The organism is Rhizobium sp. AN6A (assembly GCF_900215635.1).
Lineage (GTDB): Bacteria > Pseudomonadota > Alphaproteobacteria > Rhizobiales > Rhizobiaceae > Agrobacterium > Agrobacterium tumefaciens.
Window position 1 is genome coordinate 1,530,205 of sequence record NZ_OCNC01000004.1, and the last position, 26,366, is coordinate 1,556,570.

At 59.2% G+C, this 26,366-nt stretch carries 23 protein-coding genes; 11 read left to right on the forward strand and 12 right to left on the reverse strand.

Annotated elements, in window-relative coordinates:
• Positions 1-79 precede the first annotated feature (79 nt).
• Positions 80-2,017, reverse strand: coding sequence for a glycosyltransferase family 2 protein (locus tag CRO62_RS20015; protein ID WP_179784581.1), 1,938 nt, complete (start codon positions 2,015-2,017; stop codon positions 80-82).
• 170 nt (positions 2,018-2,187) lie between these two features.
• Between CRO62_RS20015 and CRO62_RS20020 the strand changes: the two genes are divergently transcribed.
• The gene (locus CRO62_RS20020; RefSeq protein WP_097101448.1) at positions 2,188-2,949 is read left to right on the forward strand and encodes a transporter substrate-binding domain-containing protein; all 762 of its coding nucleotides are present in this window, start codon (positions 2,188-2,190) and stop codon (positions 2,947-2,949) included.
• A 40-nt stretch (positions 2,950-2,989) separates the two neighbouring features.
• On the opposite strand, the gene uppX is transcribed toward CRO62_RS20020, so the two are convergent.
• On the reverse strand, positions 2,990-4,216 hold the full coding sequence (uppX, locus tag CRO62_RS20025; protein WP_003514941.1) for a Wzx-type polysaccharide biosynthesis protein UppX: 1,227 nt from the start codon (positions 4,214-4,216) through the stop codon (positions 2,990-2,992).
• A 350-nt stretch (positions 4,217-4,566) separates the two neighbouring features.
• Here uppX and uppY point away from each other — a divergent pair, with 350 nt between their 5' ends.
• Together uppY and CRO62_RS20035 are read left to right on the forward strand one after the other, a co-directional pair.
• Positions 4,567-5,862: a Wzy-type polysaccharide biosynthesis protein UppY gene (gene uppY / locus CRO62_RS20030; RefSeq protein ID WP_097103162.1), complete on the forward strand. Its 1,296-nt coding sequence runs from the start codon at positions 4,567-4,569 to the stop codon at positions 5,860-5,862.
• A gap of 27 nt (positions 5,863-5,889) precedes the next feature.
• Positions 5,890-6,642, forward strand: coding sequence for a polysaccharide deacetylase family protein (locus tag CRO62_RS20035; protein ID WP_097101451.1), 753 nt, complete (start codon positions 5,890-5,892; stop codon positions 6,640-6,642).
• Positions 6,643-6,707: 65 nt separating this feature from the next.
• Here the strand turns inward: CRO62_RS20035 and CRO62_RS20040 are convergent, their stop codons facing one another.
• The gene (locus CRO62_RS20040; protein WP_003514944.1) at positions 6,708-7,358 is read right to left on the reverse strand and encodes a helix-turn-helix transcriptional regulator; all 651 of its coding nucleotides are present in this window, start codon (positions 7,356-7,358) and stop codon (positions 6,708-6,710) included.
• A 111-nt stretch (positions 7,359-7,469) separates the two neighbouring features.
• Entirely contained in the window at positions 7,470-8,120 is a 651-nt protein-coding gene (locus CRO62_RS20045; protein ID WP_097101453.1) for a response regulator, read from the reverse strand.
• A 244-nt stretch (positions 8,121-8,364) separates the two neighbouring features.
• On the opposite strand from CRO62_RS20045, the gene CRO62_RS20050 reads away from it, so the two are divergent.
• Both CRO62_RS20050 and CRO62_RS20055 read left to right on the forward strand, forming a co-directional pair.
• The gene (locus CRO62_RS20050; RefSeq protein WP_097101455.1) at positions 8,365-8,718 is read left to right on the forward strand and encodes a DUF952 domain-containing protein; all 354 of its coding nucleotides are present in this window, start codon (positions 8,365-8,367) and stop codon (positions 8,716-8,718) included.
• Positions 8,718-9,809 (forward strand): quinone-dependent dihydroorotate dehydrogenase, encoded by a 1,092-nt coding sequence (locus CRO62_RS20055; RefSeq protein ID WP_097101457.1) that lies wholly within the window; start codon positions 8,718-8,720, stop codon positions 9,807-9,809. Before CRO62_RS20050 ends, CRO62_RS20055 begins: the two co-directional genes overlap by 1 nt.
• A gap of 123 nt (positions 9,810-9,932) precedes the next feature.
• On the opposite strand, the gene CRO62_RS20060 is transcribed toward CRO62_RS20055, so the two are convergent.
• A complete protein-coding gene (locus CRO62_RS20060) occupies positions 9,933-10,430 on the reverse strand; it encodes a CAP domain-containing protein (RefSeq protein ID WP_013635432.1) in 498 nt (165 codons plus the stop codon).
• Between the two features lies 1 nt (position 10,431).
• Positions 10,432-10,698 (reverse strand): DUF6460 domain-containing protein, encoded by a 267-nt coding sequence (locus CRO62_RS20065; protein ID WP_003514949.1) that lies wholly within the window; start codon positions 10,696-10,698, stop codon positions 10,432-10,434.
• Positions 10,699-10,866: 168 nt separating this feature from the next.
• Here CRO62_RS20065 and CRO62_RS20070 point away from each other — a divergent pair, with 168 nt between their 5' ends.
• From CRO62_RS20070 to CRO62_RS20080, 3 genes are all read left to right on the forward strand, one after another.
• Positions 10,867-11,808, forward strand: a complete 942-nt coding sequence (locus tag CRO62_RS20070; RefSeq protein WP_179784582.1) for a class I SAM-dependent DNA methyltransferase — start codon at positions 10,867-10,869, stop codon at positions 11,806-11,808.
• A 134-nt stretch (positions 11,809-11,942) separates the two neighbouring features.
• Positions 11,943-12,554: a YitT family protein gene (locus CRO62_RS20075; RefSeq protein ID WP_003514951.1), complete on the forward strand. Its 612-nt coding sequence runs from the start codon at positions 11,943-11,945 to the stop codon at positions 12,552-12,554.
• A gap of 73 nt (positions 12,555-12,627) precedes the next feature.
• The gene (locus CRO62_RS20080) at positions 12,628-13,269 is read left to right on the forward strand and encodes a YitT family protein (protein ID WP_097101459.1); all 642 of its coding nucleotides are present in this window, start codon (positions 12,628-12,630) and stop codon (positions 13,267-13,269) included.
• A gap of 26 nt (positions 13,270-13,295) precedes the next feature.
• Here CRO62_RS20080 and CRO62_RS20085 read toward each other — a convergent pair whose 3' ends face one another.
• Positions 13,296-13,757 carry a carboxymuconolactone decarboxylase family protein gene (locus CRO62_RS20085; protein ID WP_065658364.1) on the reverse strand — a complete coding sequence of 154 codons (462 nt, stop codon included), beginning with the start codon at positions 13,755-13,757 and terminating at the stop codon, positions 13,296-13,298.
• A 100-nt stretch (positions 13,758-13,857) separates the two neighbouring features.
• Positions 13,858-14,361 carry an RrF2 family transcriptional regulator gene (locus CRO62_RS20090; RefSeq protein WP_097101461.1) on the reverse strand — a complete coding sequence of 168 codons (504 nt, stop codon included), beginning with the start codon at positions 14,359-14,361 and terminating at the stop codon, positions 13,858-13,860.
• 50 nt (positions 14,362-14,411) lie between these two features.
• Here CRO62_RS20090 and CRO62_RS20095 point away from each other — a divergent pair, with 50 nt between their 5' ends.
• Both CRO62_RS20095 and pdeM read left to right on the forward strand, forming a co-directional pair.
• Positions 14,412-17,003: a ligase-associated DNA damage response DEXH box helicase gene (locus tag CRO62_RS20095; RefSeq protein ID WP_323455510.1), complete on the forward strand. Its 2,592-nt coding sequence runs from the start codon at positions 14,412-14,414 to the stop codon at positions 17,001-17,003.
• 34 nt (positions 17,004-17,037) lie between these two features.
• The gene (gene pdeM / locus CRO62_RS20100) at positions 17,038-17,766 is read left to right on the forward strand and encodes a ligase-associated DNA damage response endonuclease PdeM (RefSeq protein ID WP_097101463.1); all 729 of its coding nucleotides are present in this window, start codon (positions 17,038-17,040) and stop codon (positions 17,764-17,766) included.
• Positions 17,767-17,784: 18 nt separating this feature from the next.
• On the opposite strand, the gene CRO62_RS20105 is transcribed toward pdeM, so the two are convergent.
• The 4 genes from CRO62_RS20105 to podJ form a co-directional block, all read right to left on the reverse strand.
• Entirely contained in the window at positions 17,785-18,222 is a 438-nt protein-coding gene (locus CRO62_RS20105) for a universal stress protein (protein WP_097101465.1), read from the reverse strand.
• A gap of 160 nt (positions 18,223-18,382) precedes the next feature.
• A complete protein-coding gene (locus CRO62_RS20110; protein WP_013635439.1) occupies positions 18,383-19,207 on the reverse strand; it encodes a TIGR02186 family protein in 825 nt (274 codons plus the stop codon).
• On the reverse strand, positions 19,204-20,130 hold the full coding sequence (locus CRO62_RS20115; RefSeq protein ID WP_003514964.1) for a sulfite exporter TauE/SafE family protein: 927 nt from the start codon (positions 20,128-20,130) through the stop codon (positions 19,204-19,206). Before CRO62_RS20115 ends, CRO62_RS20110 begins: the two co-directional genes overlap by 4 nt.
• A 263-nt stretch (positions 20,131-20,393) precedes the next feature.
• A complete protein-coding gene (gene podJ / locus CRO62_RS20120) occupies positions 20,394-24,167 on the reverse strand; it encodes a cell division protein PodJ (RefSeq protein ID WP_097101467.1) in 3,774 nt (1,257 codons plus the stop codon).
• A 376-nt stretch (positions 24,168-24,543) separates the two neighbouring features.
• Here podJ and CRO62_RS20130 point away from each other — a divergent pair, with 376 nt between their 5' ends.
• On the forward strand, positions 24,544-26,340 hold the full coding sequence (locus CRO62_RS20130; protein WP_097101469.1) for an acyl-CoA dehydrogenase C-terminal domain-containing protein: 1,797 nt from the start codon (positions 24,544-24,546) through the stop codon (positions 26,338-26,340).
• Positions 26,341-26,366: the final 26 nt, after the last annotated feature.

Here is a 26,366-nt window from a genome sequence, read left to right on the forward strand (position 1 = left end):
TCGGCAAGGCGTTTTGGTTTATGCCATATCCGCAGTGTCGGCGCTGACGGAACCGGAATTCGTTTGTAGAATCCGGTCGTCAGGCCTTGTTCCTGATGACCGGCATATGCGGCGTCTTGTTCCAGACGAACGGCTTGGTTTTCAATTCCACCACGGCGCGCCATGCGGCGAGTGACAGCATCAGCCAGTAAAGCGGGATCGCCAACCAGCGCCGTCCGACCCGTTGTTTCTCATGAGCTATCATCCTGTTTCTGCCCATCAGTGCGAAGATGGCGTAGCTTCCGAAAATATTCAGCGTATCGATGAAAAACAGAATGCCCTGCCAGGAAAGCAGCATATCCGCGCCGTTTTCCCGGATTGCCATAGCCATGAAGGCGAAGGAAACAAACAGCAAGGGATGGGCCAGGGACGACAGAAGCATACCGCCAATCAGCAGCTGAAAGACGATATAGGCGATCCATCCCATGCGGCGCGCGGTCGTGAAGGGCGAGCGGGTCATGACCAGCCAGCTTTGCAGCCAGCCCTTGTACCAACGCGCGCGCTGGTTCAGCCAGACGGAAAGGGAGGTCGGAGCATCCTCCAGTGTCTGTCGCCGGATGACACCACAGCGATAACCCAGCCTGTGCAGCCGGAGGCCCATATCGGCATCTTCCGTCACATTATAGGGGTCCCATCCTCCCACCCGGCGTAACACGGCGGTGCGGAAATGGTTGGAGGTGCCACCAAGCGGCAGCGGCAGCTTGCACGCTGCAAGAACGGGCAACATGCAGCGGAAAAGGCCGGAATATTCCAGTGCGAAACAGGCGCTGAGCCAGGAGGAGCTGGCATTGCTGATAATAAGCGGCGCCTGCACACAGGCCAGCTCGTCCGGCTGGTCGCGGAAGGCGGCATAGGCTTCGCGCAATTGCAGCGGATGCGGCCGGTCCTCGGCGTCGTAAACGGCAACGAAAGTGCCACGCGCGCCGGAAAGCGCATAGGTCAGGGCTTTGGGCTTGGTGCGTGGCATGGATGGCGGCACCCTGACGATCTCGATATGCGGACCGGGATTTATCCGCTGGACAGCCTCTATCGTCGCTGCGTCGTCTGCCTCGCAGACGAGCTTGATATCGAGCCGGGATTTGGGCCAGTCCAGCCGCTCCAGCGCACGAATGAGCTGCTCAACGACCGCCTCTTCGCGATAAAGTGGCACAAGAATAGTGTAGACCGGCAGCTCCCCGTCCTGCTGGAGTGGTATGACGGTTTTCGCATCGTTTCCTTTGGGCGTATGGACGAGTGCAAACAACCTGAAAAGCAAGGTGGAGAGATAAAGCATCGTGAGGGTGACGTGAATATAGACCAGGGCCGCCTGCGTATAAAACAGTAGCGACAGAACGAGCAGGGTAACGAGAATGCCGCTGACAAAACCCTGCTCGCCATGTAGCGTGATCCTTGCGGAATGCTGCGGCGCCGCGTTGAAAAGCTGATGTCGCGTGTCTCGGCAGCGGCGTGCTTCGCCCGCCTTCCAGATTGCGCTGCGCATGGCCTGTGGCGTGGTCACGGCAAGTTCTTCGAGAAGATACGGACGCTGATCGAGGATGCCTTTCAGCAATTCCATCCTTGCCAGTTCCGGCACGATCAGCAGCACTGGCTTACCATTCAGCGGTGTCAACCGCAGGAGCCGTGGTTCGGCTAGTTGCGCGTCCAGGTGATTGATGTCTGCCACACGGCCTAGATCGATTTCCGGTCGAAACGGCAATCGCAACAATCTGGCAAAAGCACCGTAATACGCATCCGCATCGACAAGGCCGCTCGCCAGCAATTCGTCTTCCACGGTTGAGCCGTTTTTGAGGGCCTGCTCTTCGAATGCAGCGATGTAAGGCTTGCCGAACCCCAGCGAAGAGAGAAAGCGTGTTGGCCCATGCTCGTCCGGTTCGGGCGCTGTCCAAAGCGGATTGTCGCCGATGAGCGGAAACGCAATTTTTCGCCCCGCTGACGTCGTGCGGAACGATTCTCGTGTATAGTGCCTAAAATAATCCATGCATCGCCGCCGCCGCCATGGTAACGCCCTGCTTCTTGCTACGGACAGTATAGATGAGAATGATGAATGTAACGCGAAATATAGTTATTGGTTTTACTTTAGCTTTCGCTTTACAATTTGGTGGTAATTTTGGAAAACTTCATGCGGAAGGTCTCTCGGACAGAAACCGCATGCCGGTGTTGTTTGACGCGCAGGAGCGGTTTCCGGGTGGCGATCTGTCCTCCGTGCCCCGGATCAGGTTTTTGATGTCGGTCGATTTCCCACCCTTCAATTTTACCGATCAGGAAGGCCGGCTTGCCGGTTTTCATGTCGATCTGGTGCGCGAAATCTGCGCCCAGCTGAAGGTTGAGAGCAAATGCCAGGTGCAGGCACTGCCGTTTGACGAGCTGGAGGCGGCGCTGGAAATGGGAGAAGGCGAAGCGGTGATTTCCGGCATCGCCACCACCGCCGATCTGCGCAAGAGTTTCACCTTCTCGCGACCCTATCTGCTGTTGCCCGCCCGTCTTGCCGTCAACAAGGCGGCGAAATTCACTGGCTCTGGCGCTGACGCCCTGTCGGGAAAGAAGGTGGGTGTGGTCACAGGCTCACGGCACGAACAGATGCTCAAGGCATTTTTTCCCAAAGCCGCGGCCGAAGGCTTTAATGGCTACGAACCCATGTATGAGGCGTTGAAGACGGGCAAGGTGGACGCCGTTTTTGCGGATGGGCTGCGCCTGCCTTTCTGGGTTTCGGGAAGCACGTCCGGTGGTTGCTGTGCGCTTTTCGGCGGGCCTTATTTATCCGACAGATTTCTTGGCGAAGGCCTTTCCATCATGGCAGTTGATCCGGACGATGTGCTTGTACCGGCCTTTGATCAGGCGCTTGCCGCACTTTCGCGCAATGGCCGGCTGGAAGAAATCTACCGGCGTTATTTCCCCTACGGGCTTTATTAGAGAAATCCGGTTTCACTCGGATCGGCGCCCGGATGACGTTCTATTTGGCGGGCGCAAAGGCTTCTTCGTTGCGCCGCAATCGCAAAAGCGCGATCCAAACGGCGGCGGCGATGGCGGCTTCCACGAAGAAATAGCTGCCGATCGTTCCCGAAATGCTGAAGGACCAGGTGAGGAAGGCGACGATGACGGAGCCGATGAGATTGCCGCTGTTCCATATCTTGGCGCGGATATCCTGCCGTCCGGATGCGCCAAGCGCCTCAAGCGCGGTCGCCGCAACGGCCATCGGCAGCACGACCCAGCAAAGGATACGGGTGATGATCGGCAGCGAGACGTATTCGTCGCCGAACAATAGCGGCAGGAAGGGTGCGATGATGAAGATGACCAGCGCGCTGCCGACTGCGATGACAAGCGCTGCCTTCAGCACATTATAGGCGCGCTCTATGGTCTTTCCGATACCCTGCAGGGCGGCTGAGGCCGACCCCGGATAGATCAGCCGGTTGAGAGCCTCGACGGAGAGGTAGGAGCTGTCGAGAATTCGCCGGGCAATGGAGTAGCTGCCCAGAACCTCGGCGCTGGCAACTGCACCGAGAACGAGAATATCGGCATTGCCACGCACGGCCTTGAACAGGAACTGGGTGGAAAACAGGATGCCGATGCGGATTTCATCGCGAACGATCCGGAAGACCGGCCGACCGAGCCTGCCGATCGCCTTCAGCGAAATCACCGCCGCAATCGTATGGGCAGCCAGGTTCCAAAGGGCCCAGGCCTCCACCGTCTCCACCTTGAAGATGAGACAGGCGACCACGGCGGCAATTGTGCGGGCGACGGCGAACATCACTTCCAGCTTGTTGGCCGAGGCGAAGTCGGAATGGGCGATGAAGCTTTGGGTGGAAAGCGAAATGACTTTCAGAAGGATGAGGTTCGTCACCAGGATCACGAAAGTGGTGATGAGGGTATGCAGCAATGTTTCCGACGTCGGGAAAAACACCGGGATCGTGACCATGCCGATGATGGTCAGCACAATGCCGGTCGCGGCGCTCAAGAGATAGCTGTGGCCGAGCATCACGGGAAACATGCTGCGATCCTGCGCCACGCGGCGGATCAGCGATTCCTGCGAACCGAAACCACAAATCTGTACGCCGAGATTGGTCACGGCCGTGATCGAGGCATAGAGCGCGAATTGTTCCACGCCGAGATGGCGGGCAAGCAGGGCGAAGGTCAAAAGCTGGGCGGCGCTGGACATCAAAAGCGCCCCGCCGGATGCCATATAGGTCAATCCCAGTCTGACTAGATGGCTGAACCGCGGCGTATTCAACGACACCTTATTCTCCGTGCTTTCCGGCGTCGCCGGGCGAATTCAAGATAACTGCCGTGTTTTTAAACTTGATGAACTGAAAAACCCGGCAAGGGGGCAATAATTCGAAGGCCGTTGACCTCTATGAATGGCAGTTGCCCAGTCTTAGCCTTCTTGAGGTAAGAGAGGGTTAAAGCAATTGTATAATAATGATGATAATGACTGTTATGGTTATTTGGACATGGCCCGGTTTCAAAAAGGGTTTCGTTGTTCGTCACAAGGCAGGCCAATGATCCGATTATCCTTTTTCGATGTGGCCGACGATGCCGCCTTTTACTGATACGCAGTCCATTCCTGTACAAAGCAGCAGCATGTCGCTTACGGGCGGCCGTCGCGACGCGATTTTTTTCGTCGTCACGATGCTTTATATCTGGATTTCCGTTGCGCCTTTTGAAAATCTTGCGGCTGCACCCGTGCCGCACGCCGCCGCAAACCAACTGACCGGGCTGGTGATTGCGCTGATGCTGGGTGTTTTTGCCCTGCGTCATCGGCTGACGGGGCTTTTGTTGCGGCCGCGTCTGCCCATTCTGTTGTTGTTTTCCTGGCTGGTGATTTGTTCGGTGCTTGGCTCCCAGCCCGGCACTTCGCTGCAACGTTTGCTCTTTACGGGCCTTCTGTGCTTCATCACCAGCGTCCTCGTCGTCATGCCGCGCGACAGGCGGCAGTTCGACCGGATGATGGCCATCTTCGCCGTCATCCTGCTGGCGCTCTGCTACTTCGGGGTGATCTTCCTGCGCTCGCGCTCGATCCACCAGCCCCACGATCTCGATGAAACGGCGCTCGCCGGCGATTGGCGCGGCATCTTCAATCACAAGAATGCCGCCGCTCCCGCCATGATCATTCTCGTCATGATCGGGCTTTACCTGCGCAATAGCTGGTCGACGGTTGGCGGCATTGTCATCACGCTTCTGGCAGGGTTCTTCCTCTGGAAAACCAACGGGAAAACCGCAGCAATGCTGTTGCCCGTCACTGTTGCGCTGGTCTGGGTCATGGAAAGACATGCCGGTCGGACATTGCTGATGATCGGAGGTCTTCTGGCTTTCCTCAACATCCTCGCGGTCGGCTCCACCTATTTTCCGAGCATACGGCATGTGGTCGATAGTCTGGGGATCGATTCCACCTTTACCGGCCGAACGGATATATGGCGCCTGTCCTTCGACACGTTTGCGCAATCGCCGATCTTCGGGCAGGGTTTTCAGGCATTCTGGACGAGTGACCGGCTTCTGGCGCAGGCCGATACTGCCGGCACCTGGGCGGTCACCGCCTTCCATGCCCATAACGGCTTTGTCGAAAGCCTGCTGAATGGCGGCCTGCCGGCCTTTGTTCTCATCGTCATATGGCTCGTCATCATACCCGCAAACGATTTTCGTATAGCTGTGAACAAGGGTACCGATCCGGCATTAACGCGGCTTTTTGCACGAATTTGGGTGTATGCACTGCTTTCTTCGTGTCTTGAGAGTAATTTCTTTACCGGAACCGGGCCTATCTGGTCTTCTCTACTGATTGCAATCTATTGTTTGAGGCATCAGGCTTACGACATACTTGAGCAGGGGCAGTAATTTGCAGACAGGCCGGGGGGCTTATGCATGACACAAAAAATCGGGACATTTGCAGACAGGATCAATAACCGGCTGGTGCAGTACTTTCCAGGACCGGCGGCGCTGATCAAAACGTCCGAACCAATCGTCTCCTTCACATTCGATGATGTGCCGGCGACCGCCTGGACGAAGGGCGCGCGCATTCTGGAAAGCGAGGGTGTTCGCGGGACATTTTATCTCGCAGGTACTTTTATCGACAAGCACTATGAACAGCAGGACATGATTTCAACCGAAGGCTGTTCGGAACTTGCAGCGGCCGGCCACGAGCTTGCCTGCCATACTTTTTCCCATCGTAAACTCTCGAGCTTTTCGCGGCGCGGGCTTGAAGAGGATCTTGATCGCAACGAAACCGTGCTGGGATCGTTCGCCGAAAATCGTGGCAGGCGGAATTTCTCCGTTCCTTTCGGCATGGCCTCGCCCGTCATGCAACCCCTGTTGCGACGAAGGTTCAAGACCGCTCGCGGCATCATGCCTGGCATCAACCGGGGCAGCATTGATCCGTACAATCTTGCCGGGGTGGAGTTGCGCGCGGACCAAAACTATCTCGATGCCGCCGATCGCTGGCTCGAGGACGTTTTGCAAAATGGCGGCTGGCTCATCATTTTCACCCATGATGTTTCGCAGACACCGAGCTTTTACGGTTGCCCGGAAGACAAACTTCAGAGCCTTGTGCGCAGGGCAGCTTCCGGCGGCGCGAAGATCATGACGGTTGATGCCGCTGCGACGTCACTCGGTTTGTAAAGGGATAGTATCGACGCCCACTCCCTGAGTTGTGCCCGGGCAAGTAGTCTTCGCAATGGCGGTGTCTATTGGCTGGCCCAGATGATGCGGGCGATCCATTCCACATCGGCCATGTCGAAGCTGCGGTTCGGATGTTCGGGATTGAGCGAAAGAAGCTCGATATTCTTGGGGCTTTGCCGCGCCAGCACCTTGGCCATCACTTCGCCGTCACGGCTTTTCAGCACCACGCGGTCGCCGCGCCGCACCTGCGCGCCCGGCTCCACGATCAGGATATCGCCGTCGCGGTAAAGCGGCATCATGCTTTCGCCCTGTACTTCCAGCGCGTAGACGCCCTGCTTGCGTTCGGGAGAAGAGGGGAACTCCACCACATCCCAGCCTTGACCGGCCGGAAAACCGCCGTCGTCGAAAAAGCCGCCGGAGCCCGCCTGCGCAAAACCGAGCAGGGGGATGGCATTGTCCGCACCGGAAGGCTGCATTGTCTGCGTCCTGCCGAAAGCATAACCAAAAAACTGGTCGACGCTTGCCCCCGTCGCCTCCAGCACCTTGGATACCGATTCCGTCGAAGGCCAGCGTTTGCGGCCATCCGGGCCGAAACGCTTCGATTTGTTGAACGAGGTGGGATCGAGACCGGCACGCTTCGCCAAGGCCGAAGGCGTCAGCTGGTGACGCTTGGCAAGCGTATCGATGGCGCTCCAGATCGTCTCGTGTGAAAGCATGATGAAAGCCCGCAGGTGGAGCCCGTGGCGGAAAAGCTCCTGTCGTTTACTCCACGGAATCTAGACCATATCCCGTCAGGAGTAAAGAAAAGAAAGGAATAAAATCCTTGATTACGCCACCATGGCCGATGTGTTTATCTTGGCGAGCTGGATCACCGCCTGCGTGCGGCTATCGACCTTGAGCTTCAGCAGGATCGCGGAGACATGCGCCTTGATGGTGGCTTCCGAAACATTCAGCGCATAGGCTATCTGCTTGTTCAGCAGGCCTTCGGCCAGCATGCCCAGAACCCGGCTCTGTTGCGGCGTCAACGTTCGGAGCCGGCCGATGAGATCAGCCACATCAGGATCATGCTCCTTTTCGCCCTGACAGCTTGCCGGTATCCAGACATCGCCTTCAAGAACCGCGCGAATGCCATCCCTGATATCGTCGATGCCCGAGGATTTGGAAATGAAACCGGAAGCGCCGAGTTCGATGGACCGGCGAACAGTGGTCGCGTCGTCCGTTGCCGAAACGATGACGATGGGCAGGCTGGAAAATTCCGCCCGCAGCGCCATCAGGCCTGAAAATCCGCTGACACCCGGCATGGCGAGGTCCAGAAGCATCAGATCGGCGTCGTTGCATGCCGTCGCGGCACTTCTGGCAGCCTCGAAATCCCCGGCTTCCATGATTGTCTGCTGCCCGTCGAGACCGGATACGGCCTGTTTGAGAGCACCGCGAAAAAGCGGGTGGTCGTCTGCGATGATAATGACAAGTTCCGACATTCTGGCCCCCTCCCAAGGGCGTTATGCGGTTCTTTGAAAGGTATGGTGCACTCCCGTTTGCCGGCAGTCTAGACTGCTTCCGGCTCCTCTGCTGAAAGGTTGCTCTAATCGGTTGCGTATTACAAGAAAAAGCTTGGGAACAGCCGTCACGGCAATAAAAATGCCGTGGAAACTGTGGACAATCGACCCGCTTTGCGGCAAACCGCCCAGACTGAAAAGCCTTGGAAAGCCTTCGGAGAGCCCCATGCAGGAAACGCCCGCGATCATTTATAAAATCGTGCCGGAGACGTTGTGGAATGCAGCCAGGGCACAAGGCGTCTTCGAAGGCGCTGCCATCGATCTGACGGACGGGTTCATTCATTTTTCAACGGCAAAGCAGGCGGCCGAGACTGCCGCCCGGCATTTTTCCGGCCAGACCGACCTGCTTCTGATCGCTGTTGATGGTGCAGCACTTGGCGACAAGCTGGTTTATGAACCCTCGAGAGGCGGCGATCTTTTCCCCCATCTCTATGCGTCTCTTCCCCTGACCGCCGTGCTTTGGGAAACGCCGCTTTCACTCGGCCATGATGACCAGCACCAGTTTCCGGAGATTTTGTGATGAGCGGATTATTTTCCTCAATCGGCCGCAAGGGCCTGTTTCTTGTCGATCCGGAAAAGGCACATGGCCTGTCCGTGGCGGCGCTGAAAAGCGGCTTTCTGCCCACCTGCATGGTGCCGCACGATCCGCGTCTGCAGCAGACCGTTGCAGGCCTCGTTTTCCCCAATCCGCTCGGCATGGCGGCGGGTTACGACAAGAATGCGGAAGTCCCGGGACCGCTTCTGAGGCTCGGTTTCGGCTTTACTGAAATCGGCACCGTCACGCCGCGTGGGCAATCCGGCAATCCCAAACCGCGCATCTTTCGTCTGGTTGAGGATGAAGGCGTCATCAACCGCCTCGGTTTCAACAATGAAGGCCATGCCGCAGCGCTGGAGCGCCTGAAGCAGGCGCAGCTACGCGGCATCGTTGGCGTCAATATCGGTGCCAACAAGGACAGCGAAGACCGCATCGCCGATTATGTGCAGGGCATCGAGGCCTTTTATTCGGTCGCATCCTATTTCACCGTCAACATCTCTTCGCCCAATACGCCGGGTCTGCGTGACTTGCAGGCGCGCGAAAGCCTCGCGGCACTTCTTGGCGCGGTGCTGGAGCGTCGCAGGGCAGAAGCCGAACGCTTTGGCAAACGCATTCCGATCTTCCTGAAGATCGCGCCCGATCTGACCGAGGAAGGGCTGGATGACGTGGCGGAAGAGGCGCTGGCCCATGATCTCGATGGCCTGATCGTCTCCAACACCACGCTCTCGCGTGAAGGCCTGCGGCCCGGTACGCATAAAGGTGAGGCGGGTGGATTGTCCGGCAAGCCGCTATTCGAGCTTTCGACCACTGTTCTCGCCAAAGTGCGCCGGCGCGTCGGCAGCAATCTGCCCATCATCGGCGTGGGTGGCGTTTCTTCGCCGGAAACGGCACTGGAAAAGGTAAGGGCAGGGGCCGATCTGGTTCAGCTCTATTCCTGCATGGTCTATGAAGGCCCCGGCCTGCCGTCGTCCATCGTCAAAGGCCTGTCGAAGCTGGTCTCTCGCGAAGGTGTGCAGTCCATTCGTGATCTGCGCGACAGCACGGTCGACCGCTGGGCCGACCGCAAGCTTGGCTGAGAATGACCTGAACGGTCGAGACGCTGCGTCGGTTAAGATGAGTGCTTATCGTGGTGGTGTGCTCTCCTGCCTCATCCCTGTGACAGGGACAGGAATGAGGTTGGAGGGCGCGCCCCCGTTATCTCACGCGCACAGCACCATCGCCCAATAGGGCCGGTTGCGGCTTGCGGCATCATAGGCAACCGCGACGCCAAGGCCATTATATGGTCCGAGCATGTTTTCCAGATGATGTTTCGAGCCGATCCAGGCCTTGACGACACGCTCCACGCTGTCCTGCCCGGCCGCCACGTTTTCCGCTGCCGGTAGCGGCACATTGCCGTCCTTCATGCGGATAAGGAAACTGTCGGTCAGGCCGATCAGATGCGCCATCTTCTGCGCCTTGACCATGCGTCCGGCCTGATAAGCGGCCGCACCACTTGCCGCACTACTGAAGGAGAGCGGCGAAAGCCCTTTCGAGCGGCGCAACTCGTTGACCATTGGAAGCGCTGCCGCGGTCTCATCGCGGGTGCCTGACGGCATGCCCTTGTTTGTGGGCACGGAAACACAGGCGGAAAGAACGGAACCGGCGGAAATCAGCACGAAGCCGCGCCGCGTAAGCGTCTGGAAAGATGTGTCGGTCATGTCAGCGGCGATAGCTCAGGAGGCGCAGAATGATGAAAATGGGTATGACGATCGTCGCGCCAAGGATCAGATAGTCGCCGATTGCGCCAAGCGCGTGGAAACCGCTGCGCCACAGATCGACCACGAAGTCGCGCGCGCCATAGATGATATTCCATGGCGTCAATCCGAAGATCGCCATCAGAAAGCCGACGAGCAATGAAACCACCAGCAGCTTCACCACGGTGCGGGCCACCGTATCACCCAGCATTTTGTTGACCTCACCGGCCATCAGCAAGTCTCCTGTTTTGTCCTGACATATGAAGCACGCTGCTTCGATGCAAGTTTCGGCGCACTATATCGCGTCATATTCGCAATTCCATGAGTGCGCCATGAAATAGGACTTGAGTTTTTTTATGGCTTGATAAATGACAGCCGACATCTTCTCAGGAAATCTTGAATGGCCCCAAACCAGTTTTCTTCCGGTGACGTCATTGCCGACCGCCGAGCGGACTATGCCCGCATGTTGGCGGAGAGCGGTGACTATCCCGCCGCCGCCGAACTCATGGAACAGGCGCTTGAACTTGCGCCACGGTGGACGGCGGGCTGGTTTCGCTTCGGGGAATATCATGAAAAGGCGGGGGAAACGGACAAAGCCGTGGCGGCTTACGAAAAAGTCGCCGAACTGGATACGGAAGGGCTGTTTGCAGCCGAACTGAAACTCGCGGTTCTCGGCGCCGTGGACACACCGGAGCAGCCGCCGAGCCGCTATGTGGAAGGGCTGTTCGACGATTATGCTGACCGTTTCGAAACGTCGCTCGTCGAGAAATTGGAGTACAGCGTACCGCAGAAGCTGGCGGAGCTGATCGGCAAGGCGGCGGGAGGTGGCGTCTTCGACACCATTGTCGATATTGGCTGCGGCACCGGCCTTCTCGGCGTTGAAATCCGCCCCCTGGCAAAGCGGCTGGAAGGTTTCGATATTTCCCAGAACATGCTCGCCAAGGCGGAGGAAAAGGGACTTTACGACCATCTCGGCCAGGCCGATCTATCGCTGGAAGCTGACGCCTCGGGACTGTTCGCGCCGGCAATGCCGCACCACCGCGCTGGCCTGGTCGCTGCTGCCGATGTGATGATGTATCTCGGCAGTCTGGAAACCGTCATGCCCCTCGTTTCGGCCCTGCTTGCACCCTCCGGCTTCTTCGCCTTTTCGGTGGAGGACGCGGGGGATGAAGATGGTTTCGTGCTTCGGGAATCGCTGCGTTACGCACATTCGAAAAGCTATGTGACCGGCCTTCTGGAGCGGGCGGGCTTTTCCCTCATCGAAATCCGCAAAACCACCATTCGCAAGGATGCCGGAAAACCCCTTTCCGGCATTCTTTTTCTTGCCCGTGCCAGAGCCTGAACATTTCGTTTCTTGCCTTTTTCACGATAGGTCAGTCGTCCTTACGTATCCATCTTGATCGCGTGTTTGTTGCAGTGCAAAATGCGCGGAAACCTGAGGGAAAAAGCGTGAGCAGAACGAGAAGCGTTTACAGCATGTGGAGTTCGGATCCTGCCAAACATGCGCCGGTGGAAGACGTGCAGGGCATCGTCACCGGAGCTATCGTATCGGCGCTCGGTTTTTATCTGCTGAACAAGGTCGGCCTTTTGACCGGTGGCACCGCCGGCGTCGCCTTCCTCATTCACTATGCCTTCGGCATCAGCTTCGGCCTCCTGTTCTTCCTCGTCAATCTGCCCTTCTATTACCTCTCCTTCCGCCGCCTCGGTCTTGCCTTTTCCATCAAGACCTTCATTGCCATCGGTCTTGTTTCGGTGCTGACGGAAGTGGAAGCGCGCTGGATGGTCATCGACAGCATCAACCCGCTCTGGGCGGCGCTGCTCGGTGGCCTGCTCCTCGGTTATGGGTTGCTGGCGCTTTATCGCCATCGCGCCAGCCTCGGCGGCATCGGCATTCTGGCCATCTATATTCAGGACCGCTTCGGCATCCGCGCCGGTCTGATCCAGCTGGCCTTTGATGCTTTTGTGATGCTCTGCGCCTTCCTCGTCATCGATCCGGCGACTGTTGTCTATTCGATTGTCGGCGCCTTCGTGCTGAACATGTTTCTCGCAATCAACCACCGCTCTGACAGATACATCGTTGTGCGCTGAATAAAGTACGCTTGAAATCTCTCGCGCTTGGGCGCAATAGCTCGGTCAAGGCCGGAAAATCAGGGGAACAGGCATGGGCGATACGACTACGCGCAAGCGCGTGAATATCTGGGCTTCCGCGCCCGATCGCCATTCGCTGCTGGAAGATGCCCAGGGCGTTCTGGCGGGCAGCATGCTGGTCTCGCTCGGCGTGACGCTGCTTTCCGCTGCGGGCCTCCTCACCGGGGGTGTGGTGGGTATTGCCTTTCTGGTGCATTATTCGATCGGCTTCAGCTTCGGCGCGGTGTTCTTTCTCGTCAATCTGCCGTTTTATTATCTCGCCTTCCGCCGTCTCGGCCTTGCCTTCACGGTCAAGACCTTTTGCGCCATTGCCATGACGGCGCTGCTTTCGGAATATATGCCGGGATTGTTTGCTTTCGAGAGCATCAATCCCGTCGCGGCCGCCCTTTTCGGCGGGTTGACGGTCGCGGCAGGCATGCTGGCACTGTTCCGCCATCGCACCAGCCTCGGCGGCTTCGGCATATTGGCGCTTTATCTCCAGGACCGTTTCGGCTGGCGCGCCGGTCTCGTCCAGCTCGCCTTCGACGGCATGGTGCTGGCCTGCTCATTCTTCGTGGCGACACCCTTCGTCATCCTCTGCTCCATCCTCGGCGCGCTGGTCATGAACCTCGCGCTCGCCATCAATCATAGAAACGACCGCTACATCGCCATGTAACGGTCGTCCGGTGCGGGTAAAGCGGATCAGGCTGCTTTTGCTGCCGCTTCGACCGGGTGCTGCGAACGGAAGCCGACGGCGATGCGGTTCCAGGTGTTGATGGCACCGATGGCAACGGTGATCTTCACGATGTCCTCATCGGAGAAATGCGCCTTCAGGGCCTCGAAGGCGTCATCCGGAGCGCCGGTTTCGGCAATCTTCGTCACCGCATCCACCCAGCCGAGCAACGCCCGTTCCTGTTCGGTATATACCGGGGATTCCCGCCAAACGCTCATCAGGTTGATCCACTGTTCGGAAAGACCGTCGTGACGGCTTTCCTTCACATGCATGTCCACGCAGAACGCGCAGCCATTGATGATTGATGCGCGCAGCTTGATGAGGTGAACGAAGCGGCGCTCAAGACCGCTGCTCTGGACGTAGGTTTCGAGCGCCATCACGGCTTTGAAGGCTTCGGGGGATGCTTTGGCATAGTTCAAACGGGTTTTCATGGGTCTCTCTCCATTGGTGGTTCAGTTTGAGGGGCATGTGTCATCGTTCCGGGAAGCTGCGAAGCTCTCCGGTATTTCAGATGGTTGGGTCTTTTAGGTTCTAGCGCGTCGCCGTCCTGCGCTCGTTCAGCTCCAGAAAGGCGCAGCCGCGTGCCGCAATGCCGCCGTCGTCAGTGGCGGCAAGGTCGCCCAGAATGTCTGCCATGCTGGTTTTCGCGAGTTCGGCCCGATAGGCTTTCTCCGCCTTCAGCATCGCGGCGTTGATGCCGCAGGGCTTGGTGAAATAACGTCCCGGCAAGGGGTTCGGCCCGCGCTGGCGAATTTCCGCGCAGCGAAAGGCAGGCTGTGGTCCCTCCACGGCCAGAACGATATCAAGCAGGGTAATCTTGTCGGTTGTCCGGGCCAGACGATAACCGCCCTTCGGCCCCGGTACGGTGGAAACTATTCCGGCACCGGAAAGCAATTGCAGGTGCTTCAAGAGATAGCTCGTGGAAACGCCATGGAATTCTGCCAGCGCCGCCGCCGAAAGAACGCCGCCTTCGGAAAGTCCCGCTAACATGCCTACGCTGTGAATGGCCTGTTCAACGCCGTCGCCGAGTTTCATCCGATTTGCTCACGTTTGGTTTGCTTTAGTATCGTGGATATTATTTATCCATGATTATGCATTCCTGTCAAGCGGCTCTGCTCCGCTCTTCTTTTTTCAAGGTTTCTCACTACCTTGAAGGCGTGAAACACGCTGAGTCTCCCATTTCCGGCACGCATGTCGGCACCTTGCCCCTTTCATTCCAGAAATGGTTTGCCGAAAAAGGGTGGTCCCCGCGCGCGCATCAATTGGAGCTGATGGCTCGGGCGCGTGGCGGCGAAAACATGCTGCTGATTGCACCGACGGGTGCCGGCAAGACGCTGGGCGGCTTCATGGCGTCGCTCACCGATCTTGCTGAACGCGGCAAGGTGCCGCCGGGCTCCGCCTTTGTCGGCGTGCACACGCTTTACATCTCGCCGCTCAAGGCACTTGCGGTGGATATCGAACGCAATCTCACTAAGCCCGTCACGGAAATGGGCCTGCCGATCTCAATTGAAACCCGCACCGGCGATACGCCGCAGGCAAAACGTCAGCGCCAGAAGGTCAAACCGCCCGATATTCTCCTGACGACGCCGGAGCAGGTGTCGCTGCTGCTTGCCAACAAGGAAGCCGAGCGCTTTTTCCGCGACCTGAAATATGTGGTGCTGGATGAGCTGCACTCGCTCGTCACCTCCAAGCGTGGCCATCTGCTGTCGCTCGCGCTCGCGCGGGTGCGCAGGCACGCGCCGCATGTCCGCTTCATTGGCCTTTCCGCCACGGTGGCGGAGCCGATGGATTTGCGCCGTTACCTGGCACCACAGGGGCAGGGAGAACCGCCCGCAGGTCTTATAACTGTGGAAGGCGGAGCCAAGCCAAACATCGCCATTCTGCAGACGGAGGAGCGTATTCCGTGGTCCGGCCATTCCGCGCGCTACGCCATGAAGGATTTGTATCCCGCTCTGAAGGCGCACCAGACGACGCTCATCTTCGTTAACACCCGCTCGCAGGCGGAACGGATTTTTCAGGAACTCTGGAATGTAAACGACGATAATCTTCCGATCGCCTTGCATCACGGTTCGCTGGATGCCGGACAGCGCCGCCGGGTGGAGGCTGCGATGGCTGAAAACAAATTACGCGCCGTCGTCGCCACCTCCACGCTCGATCTTGGCATAGACTGGGGCGATGTCGATCTCGTCGTGCATGTCGGCGCACCGAAGGGGGCGAGCCGCCTTGCCCAGCGCATCGGCCGCGCCAATCACCGCATGGATGAGCCGTCAAAGGCAATCCTCGTTCCCGCCAATCGTTTCGAGGTGATGGAGTGCCGGGCCGCACTCGATGCGAACTATATCGGCGCGCAGGATACGCCCCCCATTGCCGAAGGCGCACTGGATGTTCTTGCCCAGCATGTGCTCGGCATGGCCTGCGCCGAACCTTTCGATGCGGATGATCTCTATCGTGAAGTGACCAGCGCTTCACCCTATGCCGATCTACCGCGTTCTACCTTCGACCGCGTCGTGGATTTCACCGCTACCGGTGGATACGCACTGCGCACCTATGAACGTTACGCCCGCATCCGCCAGATGAAGGACGGCCGCTGGCGTGTCTCCAATCCGGCGGTCGCGCAGCAATATCGCCTCAACCTCGGCACCATCGTCGAGGCTGCGGAACTCAATGTCCGCATGGTCAAGCGCAATGCCAAGGGCTCGGTCGGACGCGGCGGCATGTCGCTCGGCAAGGTCGAGGAATATTTCCTCGAGCAGCTGGTGCAGGGCGATACTTTCCTGTTTGCTGGCAAGGTTCTGCGCTTCGAAGGCATCCGGGAGAATGAATGTCTGGTGTCGCAGGCCTTTTCGATGGACCCGAAGATACCCTCCTATGCCGGCGGCAAGTTTCCGCTTTCCACCTACCTTGCGGACCAGGTGCGCTCCATGCTGTCCGATCCCGCCCGCTGGCAGTCGCTGCCGGATCAGGTGCGCGACTGGCTGGCGATCCAGAAGGAAAAATCGATCATTCCCAAGCGCGACGAGCTGCTGGTCGAGACATTTCCCTTCCGCAAACGCTTCTTCATGGTCATGTATCCTTTTGAAGGGCGGCTGGCCCACCAGACCCTCGGCATGCTTCTGACACGGCGGCTGGAACGGGCGGGCGCAAAGCCGATGGGCTTCGTTGCCACCGATTACTCGCTCGCCATCTGGGCCATGGAGGATATTGGCAGGCGACTGAAATCCCGCCGCCTGTCGTTGGCGGAACTTCTCGACGAGGACATGCTGGGCGACGATCTGGAGGCGTGGCTGGACGAATCCTTTATGCTGAAGCGGACCTTCCGCAACTGCGCCGTCATTTCCGGCCTCATCGAACGCCGCCATCCCGGCAAGGAAAAGACGGGCCGTCAGGTCACGGTCTCCGCCGATCTTATTTATGACGTTCTTCGAAGCCATGAGCCGGATCATATTCTGCTGGAGGCAACCAGACGTGATGCGGCGGCGGGACTTTTGGACATTGGCCGTCTTGGCGATATGCTGAAGCGAATCAAGGGTCACACCACCCATCGTGCGCTGGAGCACGTCTCGCCGCTTGCCGTTCCTGTCATGCTGGAAATCGGCCGCGAGACGGTGGCGGGCGAGGCGATGGATCAGGTGCTTGCCGAGGCCGCAGACGAGCTTATCGCCGAAGCCATGTCCTGAAGCATCAAACTGGAATGAAGGAACGACCGCAAAAGTGCTGAGCCGACTGACATTGAGCGACAGGTTTTCCAATGGCTTCGAATGCCTCGGCAGCGAAACTGCCATCAACGGCGTGGCCGCCTGGTGCGACCCGTTGGGTGGGCTTTACCTGCCCGATCTGTCGCTGCTGGTTGTCTCGGACCTGCATCTGGAAAAGGGTGCGGCCTTTGCGCGGCGCGGGCGCATGCTGCCGCCTTACGACACGATCGCTACCCTCAAAATCCTGTCTTCCCTCGTCAGCCGTTACGATCCGAAGATCGTCGTCAGCCTCGGCGACAACTTCCACGATCGGGTCGGGTCCGAGTATCTGCCGCTTATGCTGCGCGAACTGATCCGCGAGATGGCCCGTGGCCGTGACTGGATATGGATCAACGGCAATCACGATCCGGATGGCACGGTCGATCTGCCGGGGTCTTCGGTGGATGAGATGTTTTATGGCAATCTCGTTTTCCGCCACGAGCCGAAGGTAGGAGATGCCGCGGGTGAAATCGCAGGCCATCTGCATCCCTCCGCCACTGTTCGCCGTCGCGAAAAGACGGTGCGGCGCCCCTGTTTCGCCACCGATGGTTCGCGCCTGTTGATGCCGGCCTTCGGGGTGATGAGCGGCGGGCTGGATTTGCGGCATAAGGCCATGCGCGGTCTCTTCGACCACGCTGCACTCGTCGCGCATTTGATGGGGCGGGACCGCATCTATTCGGTACGGTTTTCAAATCTGCTCGGCTGAGCGCATCGCTCCGCCCGCCTATTGGCGATAGACCAGAACCGGTATCTTCGAGTTTTTCAGCACCTTGGCCGTAACGCTGCCGACAAGCAGCTCGACGAAGCTTCTGCGCCGGTGTGAAGCCATGGCGATGAGGTCGCAGCCGGTCCTGTTGGCGATTTCGACAATCGCCTCATCCGGCCGTCCCGCCCGCGCCAGCAGGGCTTCGCAATCCAGCCCCATCGATGCGGCGTGCGCCTGCGTATCTCTCAGAAAATGCTCCGCCTCCTCGCAACGGTGGAATTCCTCTTCGGCAATGGCGGCAATGTCCTCGACATCGCTGGCAATCACGTGAAAGGGTTCGGACACCGTCACGACGGTCACCTTTGCGCCTGCCTCTCTGGCGAGAGCGAACCCTTGGTCGATTGCGATCTGCGCCAGCGGCGAGCCATCGGTGGGAATGAGAATGTGCTTGAACATGACATTTCTCCTTTTCATCCCGGTCACAACCGCACTTGCCGCCATAAGCTGCGTGCGTGGTTGTAACGTCTTGAATTTTACCGCAAACCATTGAAGGAAGCGAACGCTATCTTTTACGCCGAAGACGAAAGACGCGCTCTTTTCCGGGAATGAAAAACACTCAGTCCTTGCGGAAAATAATACTGGCACTCCAGCCCGTGACGACGGCGAGGAGAACGCACAGCGCGCCATAGGCAAGCGGTGTCTGATGCGCGGCATCGGTGATCGCCTGTTCCATGCCGGTCTTGACGACGCGCAGTTTCAGCTCGCGCTGGGCGATGAAATTGCCGCTCTTGAAGAGATAGGCACGGGCGGTATGCACACCGTTCGGGACGTTGGCGGGCAGGCGCAGGGTTGCCCAGAACAGGCCGGTGCGTTCAAGCCGCACGCCGGTCGTGTCGTTGCGATAGATGCCGCTTGAAAGCCGCAGGCGCCGGTAGGCCTCCTGAAAATCGAAGACATTGTCGGGTACGCCTGAAAACACCGCACTTTTGAGCGATAGGTGTTCGACGCCCAGCCCCATTGCCCGCAAGGTGCCAGGCGAAGCGACGGCGCTGATATCGCGCGTGCTGGCCATGGAATAGGATTCCGGCAGCGGCGTGAAGGTGATGGCGCTGGTATTGATCCAGATACCGGCCACGCGCTCCTTCTTGCGCACGGTCATGTAGTCGCTGGGGCCTTCAAGGGTGACGACGATATCATATTGGCCGATAGCGAGCAGCAACTGGTCGGTATTGTTAAGAGCGCCGAAAAGCGTGAAATCCGCGCCGCGAAAATCGGAGGTGATCGGAATCTCCGTCGTCGATGCGCCGATTTCGATATTTTCCTGCAAGGACCGCTGCTGTGTGCCGGGAGGCAGGGCAAGCGGCGGTGTCTGCGCCGAAGCGGTAAAGGCAAGGCAGGAACCGATAAGCAGAAAGGCGCAAAGCAGCAGACGGTGGGTCAATAACCTAACCCTCCGACGGCGACCGAAAACAGGTCTTCGGGGCGAACAACCAGTGCCACGGCAAGACGAAGGGCGACTGCAAGCACCAGAAGCGCCAAAAGCGCGCGCAGCTGTTCGCCGCGCAGTTTCTGCCCCACGCGCACGCCATATTGCGCGCCGATGACGCCCGCGACCATCAGGATGAATGCCAGCACTACATCGACGGAATAGTTCGTCGCGGCCTGAACGATGGTCGTATAGGCGGTCACGAAAATGATCTGGAACAGCGAGGTCCCGACAACGACGTTGGTCGGAATACGCAGAAGATAGATCATGGCCGGCACCATGATGAAGCCGCCGCCGACACCCATGATCGAGGTCAGGATGCCGATACCGAAACCCAGCGTGACGACGGGAATGATGCTGAGATAGATCTTCGACTTCTTGAACCGCATTTTCAGCGGCAGGCGGTGAACCCAGTTGTGATGGCCGGGGCGGCGCAGCGTCACCGTCTCATTACGGGCAGCACGGCGCAGGGCGGAAATGCTCTCCTTCAGCATCAACGTGCCGACAGTGCCGAGCAGGATGACGTAAAGCAGCGAAACGATGAGATCGAGCTGGCCGATGCTGCGCAGGAAGGAGAATATCCACACGCCCACCGTAGCGCCCACGAGACCGCCGACCAGCAGCACGCTGCCAAGCTTCACATCCAGCGTTCCGCGCCGAAAATGCGTGATCGAGCCGGAGACGGAAGAGGCCACCACCTGGTTTGCGCCCGTTGCCACGGCCACCACGGGCGGAATATTGTAAAAAATCAACAAGGGGGTGATGAGAAAACCGCCGCCCACGCCGAACATGCCGGAAAGAAAACCGACGGCCGCGCCCATGCCGAGAATGATGAAAATGTTCACCGACAGTTCTGCAATCGGCAGATAGACAGTCACGGCTCGGACCTCGGGCAAATGGTTCCGGGCGGCAGGGCTTGTCCGGGTGTGGGGCCGCGCCGCGATTTACATTTTCTGTCTGAAAAGACCGGGCATGCCCAGCCTTCATCCGTCATGCCCGCGAGGGTCTGACGTGTCAACATTCAACGGTAAATACGTTGATAATTTGGAAAGATAGCGATCAGGCGTGGGAGCAGCGCCACATTCCGGCGCCAAACTGTGGGGAAGCGGCCGAGGAGGCCGCCTCATCCGTTGCGGAACGGTTATTTGTTGCGGGCGAGCAGCGCTGTCACCAGCTCGTTGGTGATGCGCCCGTCGGGCGTCTGGCCAACGGATTTCTGGAAATCCTTGATGGCGGTAACCGTGTTCTTGCCAAGCTTGCCGTCGGGCTGGCCGGCATCGAAACCGTTCTTGTTCAGGATCGCCTGAATGTTGCGGATCGCCTTTTCCATGTCCACGGAAGCGGTCTTTACTCCCTCCTTGCCGGCCCATTCCTCGGGCGGGTTGACACTGTTGGCGTCTTCCGAAAGCGGCTTGACCTTCCATGCGTCGGCTTTCGCACGCGCGCTCTGAAGCTGCTGCGGGTTCATCGCTCCCGCAACCTCGTCACGCTTCTGGGCAGCGTCCGTGTCGCCATCCTTGGCCGCAATGGAGAACCACTTGTAGGATTCCTCGATATCCTGCTTCACGCCGCTTCCGCGTGCGTAGAGAATGGCAAGGTTGAACTGGCTGTCGCGGACGCCGAGTTCGGAAGCCTTGATGAACCATTGCGCGGCGGTGGTGAAATCCGGCTGGCCGGCCGCATCGGAGGCGAGCAGGACGGCGAGATTGTGCATGGCGCCTGCATTGCCCTGTTCGGCTGCCAGCGTGTAATAGCGCTTCGCTTCGGAAAGGTTGCGCTCGACGCCATTCGCCTTCTCGTAAAGGTTTGCGAGACGATATTGTGCGGGAGCAAGGCCGCGATCCGCAGCCAGCTTGTACCATTTCGCGGCTTCTGCGCGATCAGCGGCAAGGCCGCGACCTTCGGTGTAGCGTGCTGCGATCTCGTACAGCGCCTGCGTGTCGCCCTTCGCCGCGGCTTCTGCCAGCGATGCCGGCTCGATACCGGCGGGAACTGCAATCGCGCCCTGGGCGGCGGTAGCCGTGGTAGCGGCCTGTACCGGTGCCTGCGGCTCATTCTGTGCGACAGTGCCTGATGTCGCCGCATCCACAGCGGGCGCATCGGCAACAGGCGGTTCATTGGCAAGCGGCGCTCCGCCAATGGTACGCGGATCGATAGTGTTTTCCGATGGTGCTGCGTTTTCGATGCTGTCGGCGGATGCTGCCTCCTGCGGATCGATAGCCAGTTCGGACGGAATGGTCACGGCCTTTTGGCCGGTCTCGGGAAGTGCGGAGACCGGAGCATCGCCCATCTTCTCTTCGATGACCGGTGCCGGGGCTTCCGTGCCGCCCATCATCGTCTTGACGAGCGGCATGGCCATCATCGCAAGAAGAATGGCGCCGATGCCGAGCAGCAGCGGGCGACGATAACGTGAAAGCGCCGAAGCGTCGGGCTTGCGATTTTTCTTGCCGGTCTCAAGCTTCTCCGGCGAAGTTTCCATAGCGGCAGCCTGCGCTGCGCGACGGGCGGCGGCGATGAAATCCGTGCGGCCTTCTGCGTCCGCCGCCTTGCCGCTGGAAGCGACCTGGCTGGCGCGCACCCGTTCCAGTATTTTCTTGATATCAGGTGCGCCAGAGCCGGGCTCCAGAAGTTCGTTCTCCTGGCCCGCGGGCAGCACGTCGATCGGATCGAGCGAGGGGGCGGGTTCCACCTGCGTGCGAGTGGTGGTTGCCGATAGGGGTTCCTCTGCCGATTTGGCGGTCTTCGCCGTGCCGGTTTTGAAACGCTTGGTCAGGCCGGCAAGCAGGCTCTTTTTCTCTGCTCTCGCGGGTTTTGCAGCGGCGGGCGGCACGATTGCCATCGCATCCGCGCCGTTTTCGCCGGCATCCCGCGTGTCTTCGAGAATAAGCCGTTCTTCGGCGATGTAGCCCTCTTGCGGGAAGATGGCGGCCGGCATGGCCACGTCTTCGCGGGCGGGCGTGATCATGTGCTGCGCGACGTTGCGTGGCGCTGCCTCTTCGCGATAGGCGGGAGCGGGAGCGCGATTATCAAGGCTGTCCAGTCGGCCGGCAATCTGCACCAGCGTTTCGTGCAGCGCCTCGAAGGTGCGGTGCGTGCGTTCTTCCGTGTTACGGCTCAGTGCCTCGAGGCTGCGCAGATCGGTGGCAAGATCGGTCAGCATCGTCATATCGGCGAGGTTTGCGCCGGAGGAGACATTGTTGCGCGTAAAGGCGTCCAGAACGGCCTCGGCCGCCTGTCGCGCCGCTTCGATGATATATTCATCGTTGGACGCCATGTAGTCCTCGATCGCCGACATGCGGGCATCGAGTTCCGGCGACATGCCCGCCGGCTGGTGATGACCCGGCTGGCTGATTAGCGAGGAGAGATGGGCGATCTGGTTTTCGAGGCTGAGCAAAGCGCCGCTGTCGGCGGGTGCGGCATGGGCGGTCTCGTCCAGACGGGCCGCGATATCGCCAAGCCGTTCTTCCAGGCGCGAAAAAGTGCCTTCGTTGAAACCAGCAATGGGCTGAGGCTGGCTGTAGCGATAGTCGAGGTCTTCGATGCGCCGAGAAAGCGTGTCGAGCCGTTCCGCCAGGCCGTCATTGACGGTGCCGTGATCCAGCGCGTCGATTTTGCGGGAAATGTCGCTGAGGAACGATGTCAGTTCCGCCTGCTGTGAGGGGCGCTGCGAACGCTCCAGAAGCAGGGAAAGCTGGTCCAGCCGCTCGTGCAGCTGTGCGGCGTCGCGCGCCGTGCTCAATTCGTCGATCTTGGCGGCCAGCGTTTCAAGACGGGCGGTGAGATCCACAGCAGGATCGGGCTTTGCGGCGGCAATACGGTTGATATCACCGAGCTGTTCGGCAAGGCCGTTCAGGCGGGTTTCCAGCCGCTGTGCCAGTGCGTTGTCGGTGGCCTGTGCATTGTTGGAGCGGGCGCCAGTGGCGGCAATGGCGCGGCTGATTTCATCCAGTCGCTGGTCCAGACCGGAAAACTGTTCGGTAAAGGCGGCCTCGTTCGGCTGCATATGCTTGCCGAGCTGCTCCACCGCGCTTGCGATGGTGATTAGCTTTTCCTCAAGCACGCGCACGGCGGGATTGTTGCTCATGCCGCCGAGCTGGGTCTTGATGTCGTCGAGACGATAGGCGAGCGAGACGATTTCGTCCTGCAGCGAGGCCGTGTCGAAGCCGCGCAACGTGTCTTCCACGGTGTTCCAGCGGCTTTCGATCCGATGTACGCTGTCTTCACGCGCAAGCTGGTCGATGGTGAGGCGCAGGTCATCGAATTCATTGCGCAGCCCGTAGGCATCTGGAGAGGCCAGATTGCCGAGCTGGTCGATGCTGCCGGCAAGCCTTGCAATATCGTCGCGCAGGTCGCCGATGAACTGCTGGTCTTCCGCGATCGCGCGAATATTGCGGATTTCGGCTCGCAGCCCTTGCGCTTCGCGCGCCACGCCCTCTGAGATATCGTGCTTCAGCTCATGCCGCAGGTTGACGAGCGCCTGCGCGATCTCCTGCAAGGCCGCGTCGTTTCGCTGCTGCTCCTGATAGGGCGGGATGGAGCGCGCGCGCGGTGCGGGGTTGGCCGCCGCGTTCTGCACGTCGTTCGGCCGGTATTCAGGCGCAAGCGGTCTGGTAATGGTTCGTTCCGGGCGCGCAACGGGCTCCTGCGGGCGCTGGAAGCTTGCCTCGAGGAGGCGCTGGCGCTGGCGGATTTCGTTGACGGGGTCGAGTTGCGGCGGGGTGACGGTGGCACGTGGCTCGCGCGGCGCGGCATGGGCCTCGTTTTTCGGCTCAGCTGTCGTGGCCCGAGGGTCGCGCGGAAATTTCTGGCTCATCAGCCCTTCGATGCGGGCTTCAAGGCCTTCAATGGTGCGATTGAGAGCATCAAGAGACGACCTGTCGCTCGGGCTTTGGTTTTTCGATCGCAATCCGTTCATCTTCTCGCTCGCTTCGCTTCCGTCCGGCGTGCCCGGTGTTTGTTGCAACGGCTACCCGCCTGATAATGCCGTCGCACAACATGCAGCAATTCTAGAGCCGGTATTTGCCCCCATGGAGGAAAATGCTTCGATTGACGAAGCAGTTACCTCGTGTCGGAGAATTCACGAAACGTGGTAAAGAAGTGGTTAACTATGGTTGGAATTTTTTAACTTTTGCGGCGCGTGACGTTTTCGCGTGGGGCTGGCCAAGCATTGCGCGGAAAAAGGGCCATGACATTCGACCGGAATTTATTTGACGTTTACGCGCACGTCAAATATTGTCATCCCATATCGGCCGGATCGGCTCCGGCTTTCACGATGCGGAGGAACATCGGTAATGCCTGTTTACAAGGCCCCAGTTAAAGACACGCTTTTTATTCTGAACGACGTTCTTGGCCTCGAGCGGTATAACAACCTGCCCGGCTTCGAGGATGCAACCCCCGACATGATCGAGGCTATTACCGGCGAGGCGGCAAAACTTGCCGAGGAGCGGCTTTTCCCGCTGAACCTGTCTGGCGATCAACAGGGCTGCAAGCGTGCAGATGATGGTTCGGTTTCCGTTCCTGATGGGTTCAAGGAGGCCTACGACGCCTATTGTGAAGGCGGCTGGATCGGCCTTGCCGTTCCGCCGGAATTCGGCGGGCAGGGGCTGCCCTATACGCTGCATGCGGCGATTGGCGAATACATGTCCTCTGCCAACCTGTCGCTGATGATGTATCCCGGCCTCACGCAGGGCGCCATCGCTGCCGTCCTCGTCCATGGCACGCAGGAGCAGAAAGAAACCTATCTGCCGAAGATGGTCGAGGGAACATGGTCCGGCACCATGAACCTGACGGAACCCCATTGCGGCACCGATCTCGGCCTGCTGCGCACAAAAGCAGTTCCGCAGGGCGACGGCAGCTACAAGATTTCCGGCCAGAAGATCTTCATTTCGGCCGGTGAACATTCAATGACTGATAATATCGTCCATCTGGTGATTGCCCGCATCGAAGGCGCGCCGGAAGGCACCAAGGGCATTTCGCTCTTCATCGTGCCGAAATTCCTCGTGAAGGAAGACGGTTCGCTCGGCGAGCGCAACGGCGTCACCTGCGGCGCGATCGAACACAAGATGGGCATCCACGGCAACGCCACCTGCGTCATGAACTATGACGATGCGACGGGGTATCTCTTGGGTGCGGAGAACAAGGGTCTCTCCGCCATGTTCGTGATGATGAACGAGGCTCGACTCGGCGTTGGCCTTCAGGGCCTGTCCGTGGGTGAGATCGCCTATCAGAACGCGGTCGAATATGCCCGCGAGCGCGTTCAGGGCCGTTCGCTGTCTGGCGCGAAATTCCCCGATAAAAAGGCCGATCCGATCATCGTGCACCCGGATATCCGCCGCACGCTGATGACTATCAAGGCCTATAACGAGGCTGGTCGCGCCTTCCTTCTGTGGACGGCGCTGCAATCCGACATCGCCCATCGCGCCGCTGACGAAAAGCAGCGCCAAGCGGCAGACGACCTGCTCGGCCTCGTCACGCCGATCCTCAAAGGCGTGCTGACCGACAAGGGTTTCGACCATGCCGTCATGGCGCAGCAGGTCTTCGGCGGTCACGGCTATATCGAGGAACATGGCATGAGCCAATATGTCCGCGATGCCCGCATCACCATGATCTATGAGGGTGCGAACGGCATTCAGGCACTCGATCTGGTCGGCCGCAAGCTCGGCATGAATGGCGGCCGTGCCGTCATGGCGCTGTTCAAGGTAATCGGCGATTTCTGCGAGGAAAACCGCGCCGACGAAAAGCTCAGCCTCTACACCAAGGGCCTGAAGAAGGGCTTGAACGACTTGCAGGCCGCAACCATGTGGTTCATGCAGAACGCCATGGCCAAGCCCGACAATGCCGGTGCCGGTTCTACCGACTACATGCATCTCTTTGGCATTGTGGTGCTGGGTTACATGCAGGCCCGCATGGCGAAGGCGGCGAGCGAAGCCCTTGCGGCAGGCAGCACTTCGGACGAGGATTTCCTCAAGACCAAGCTTGTCACGGCGAAGTTTTATATGGAGCGCATCATGCCGGAAACGGCGCTGCGCAAGGCCCGCATCGAAACCGGCGCGGACACCATGATGGAACTGGCTGCGGACGCATTCTGACAGGGCGTGTCACGCGCCGAGGGAGA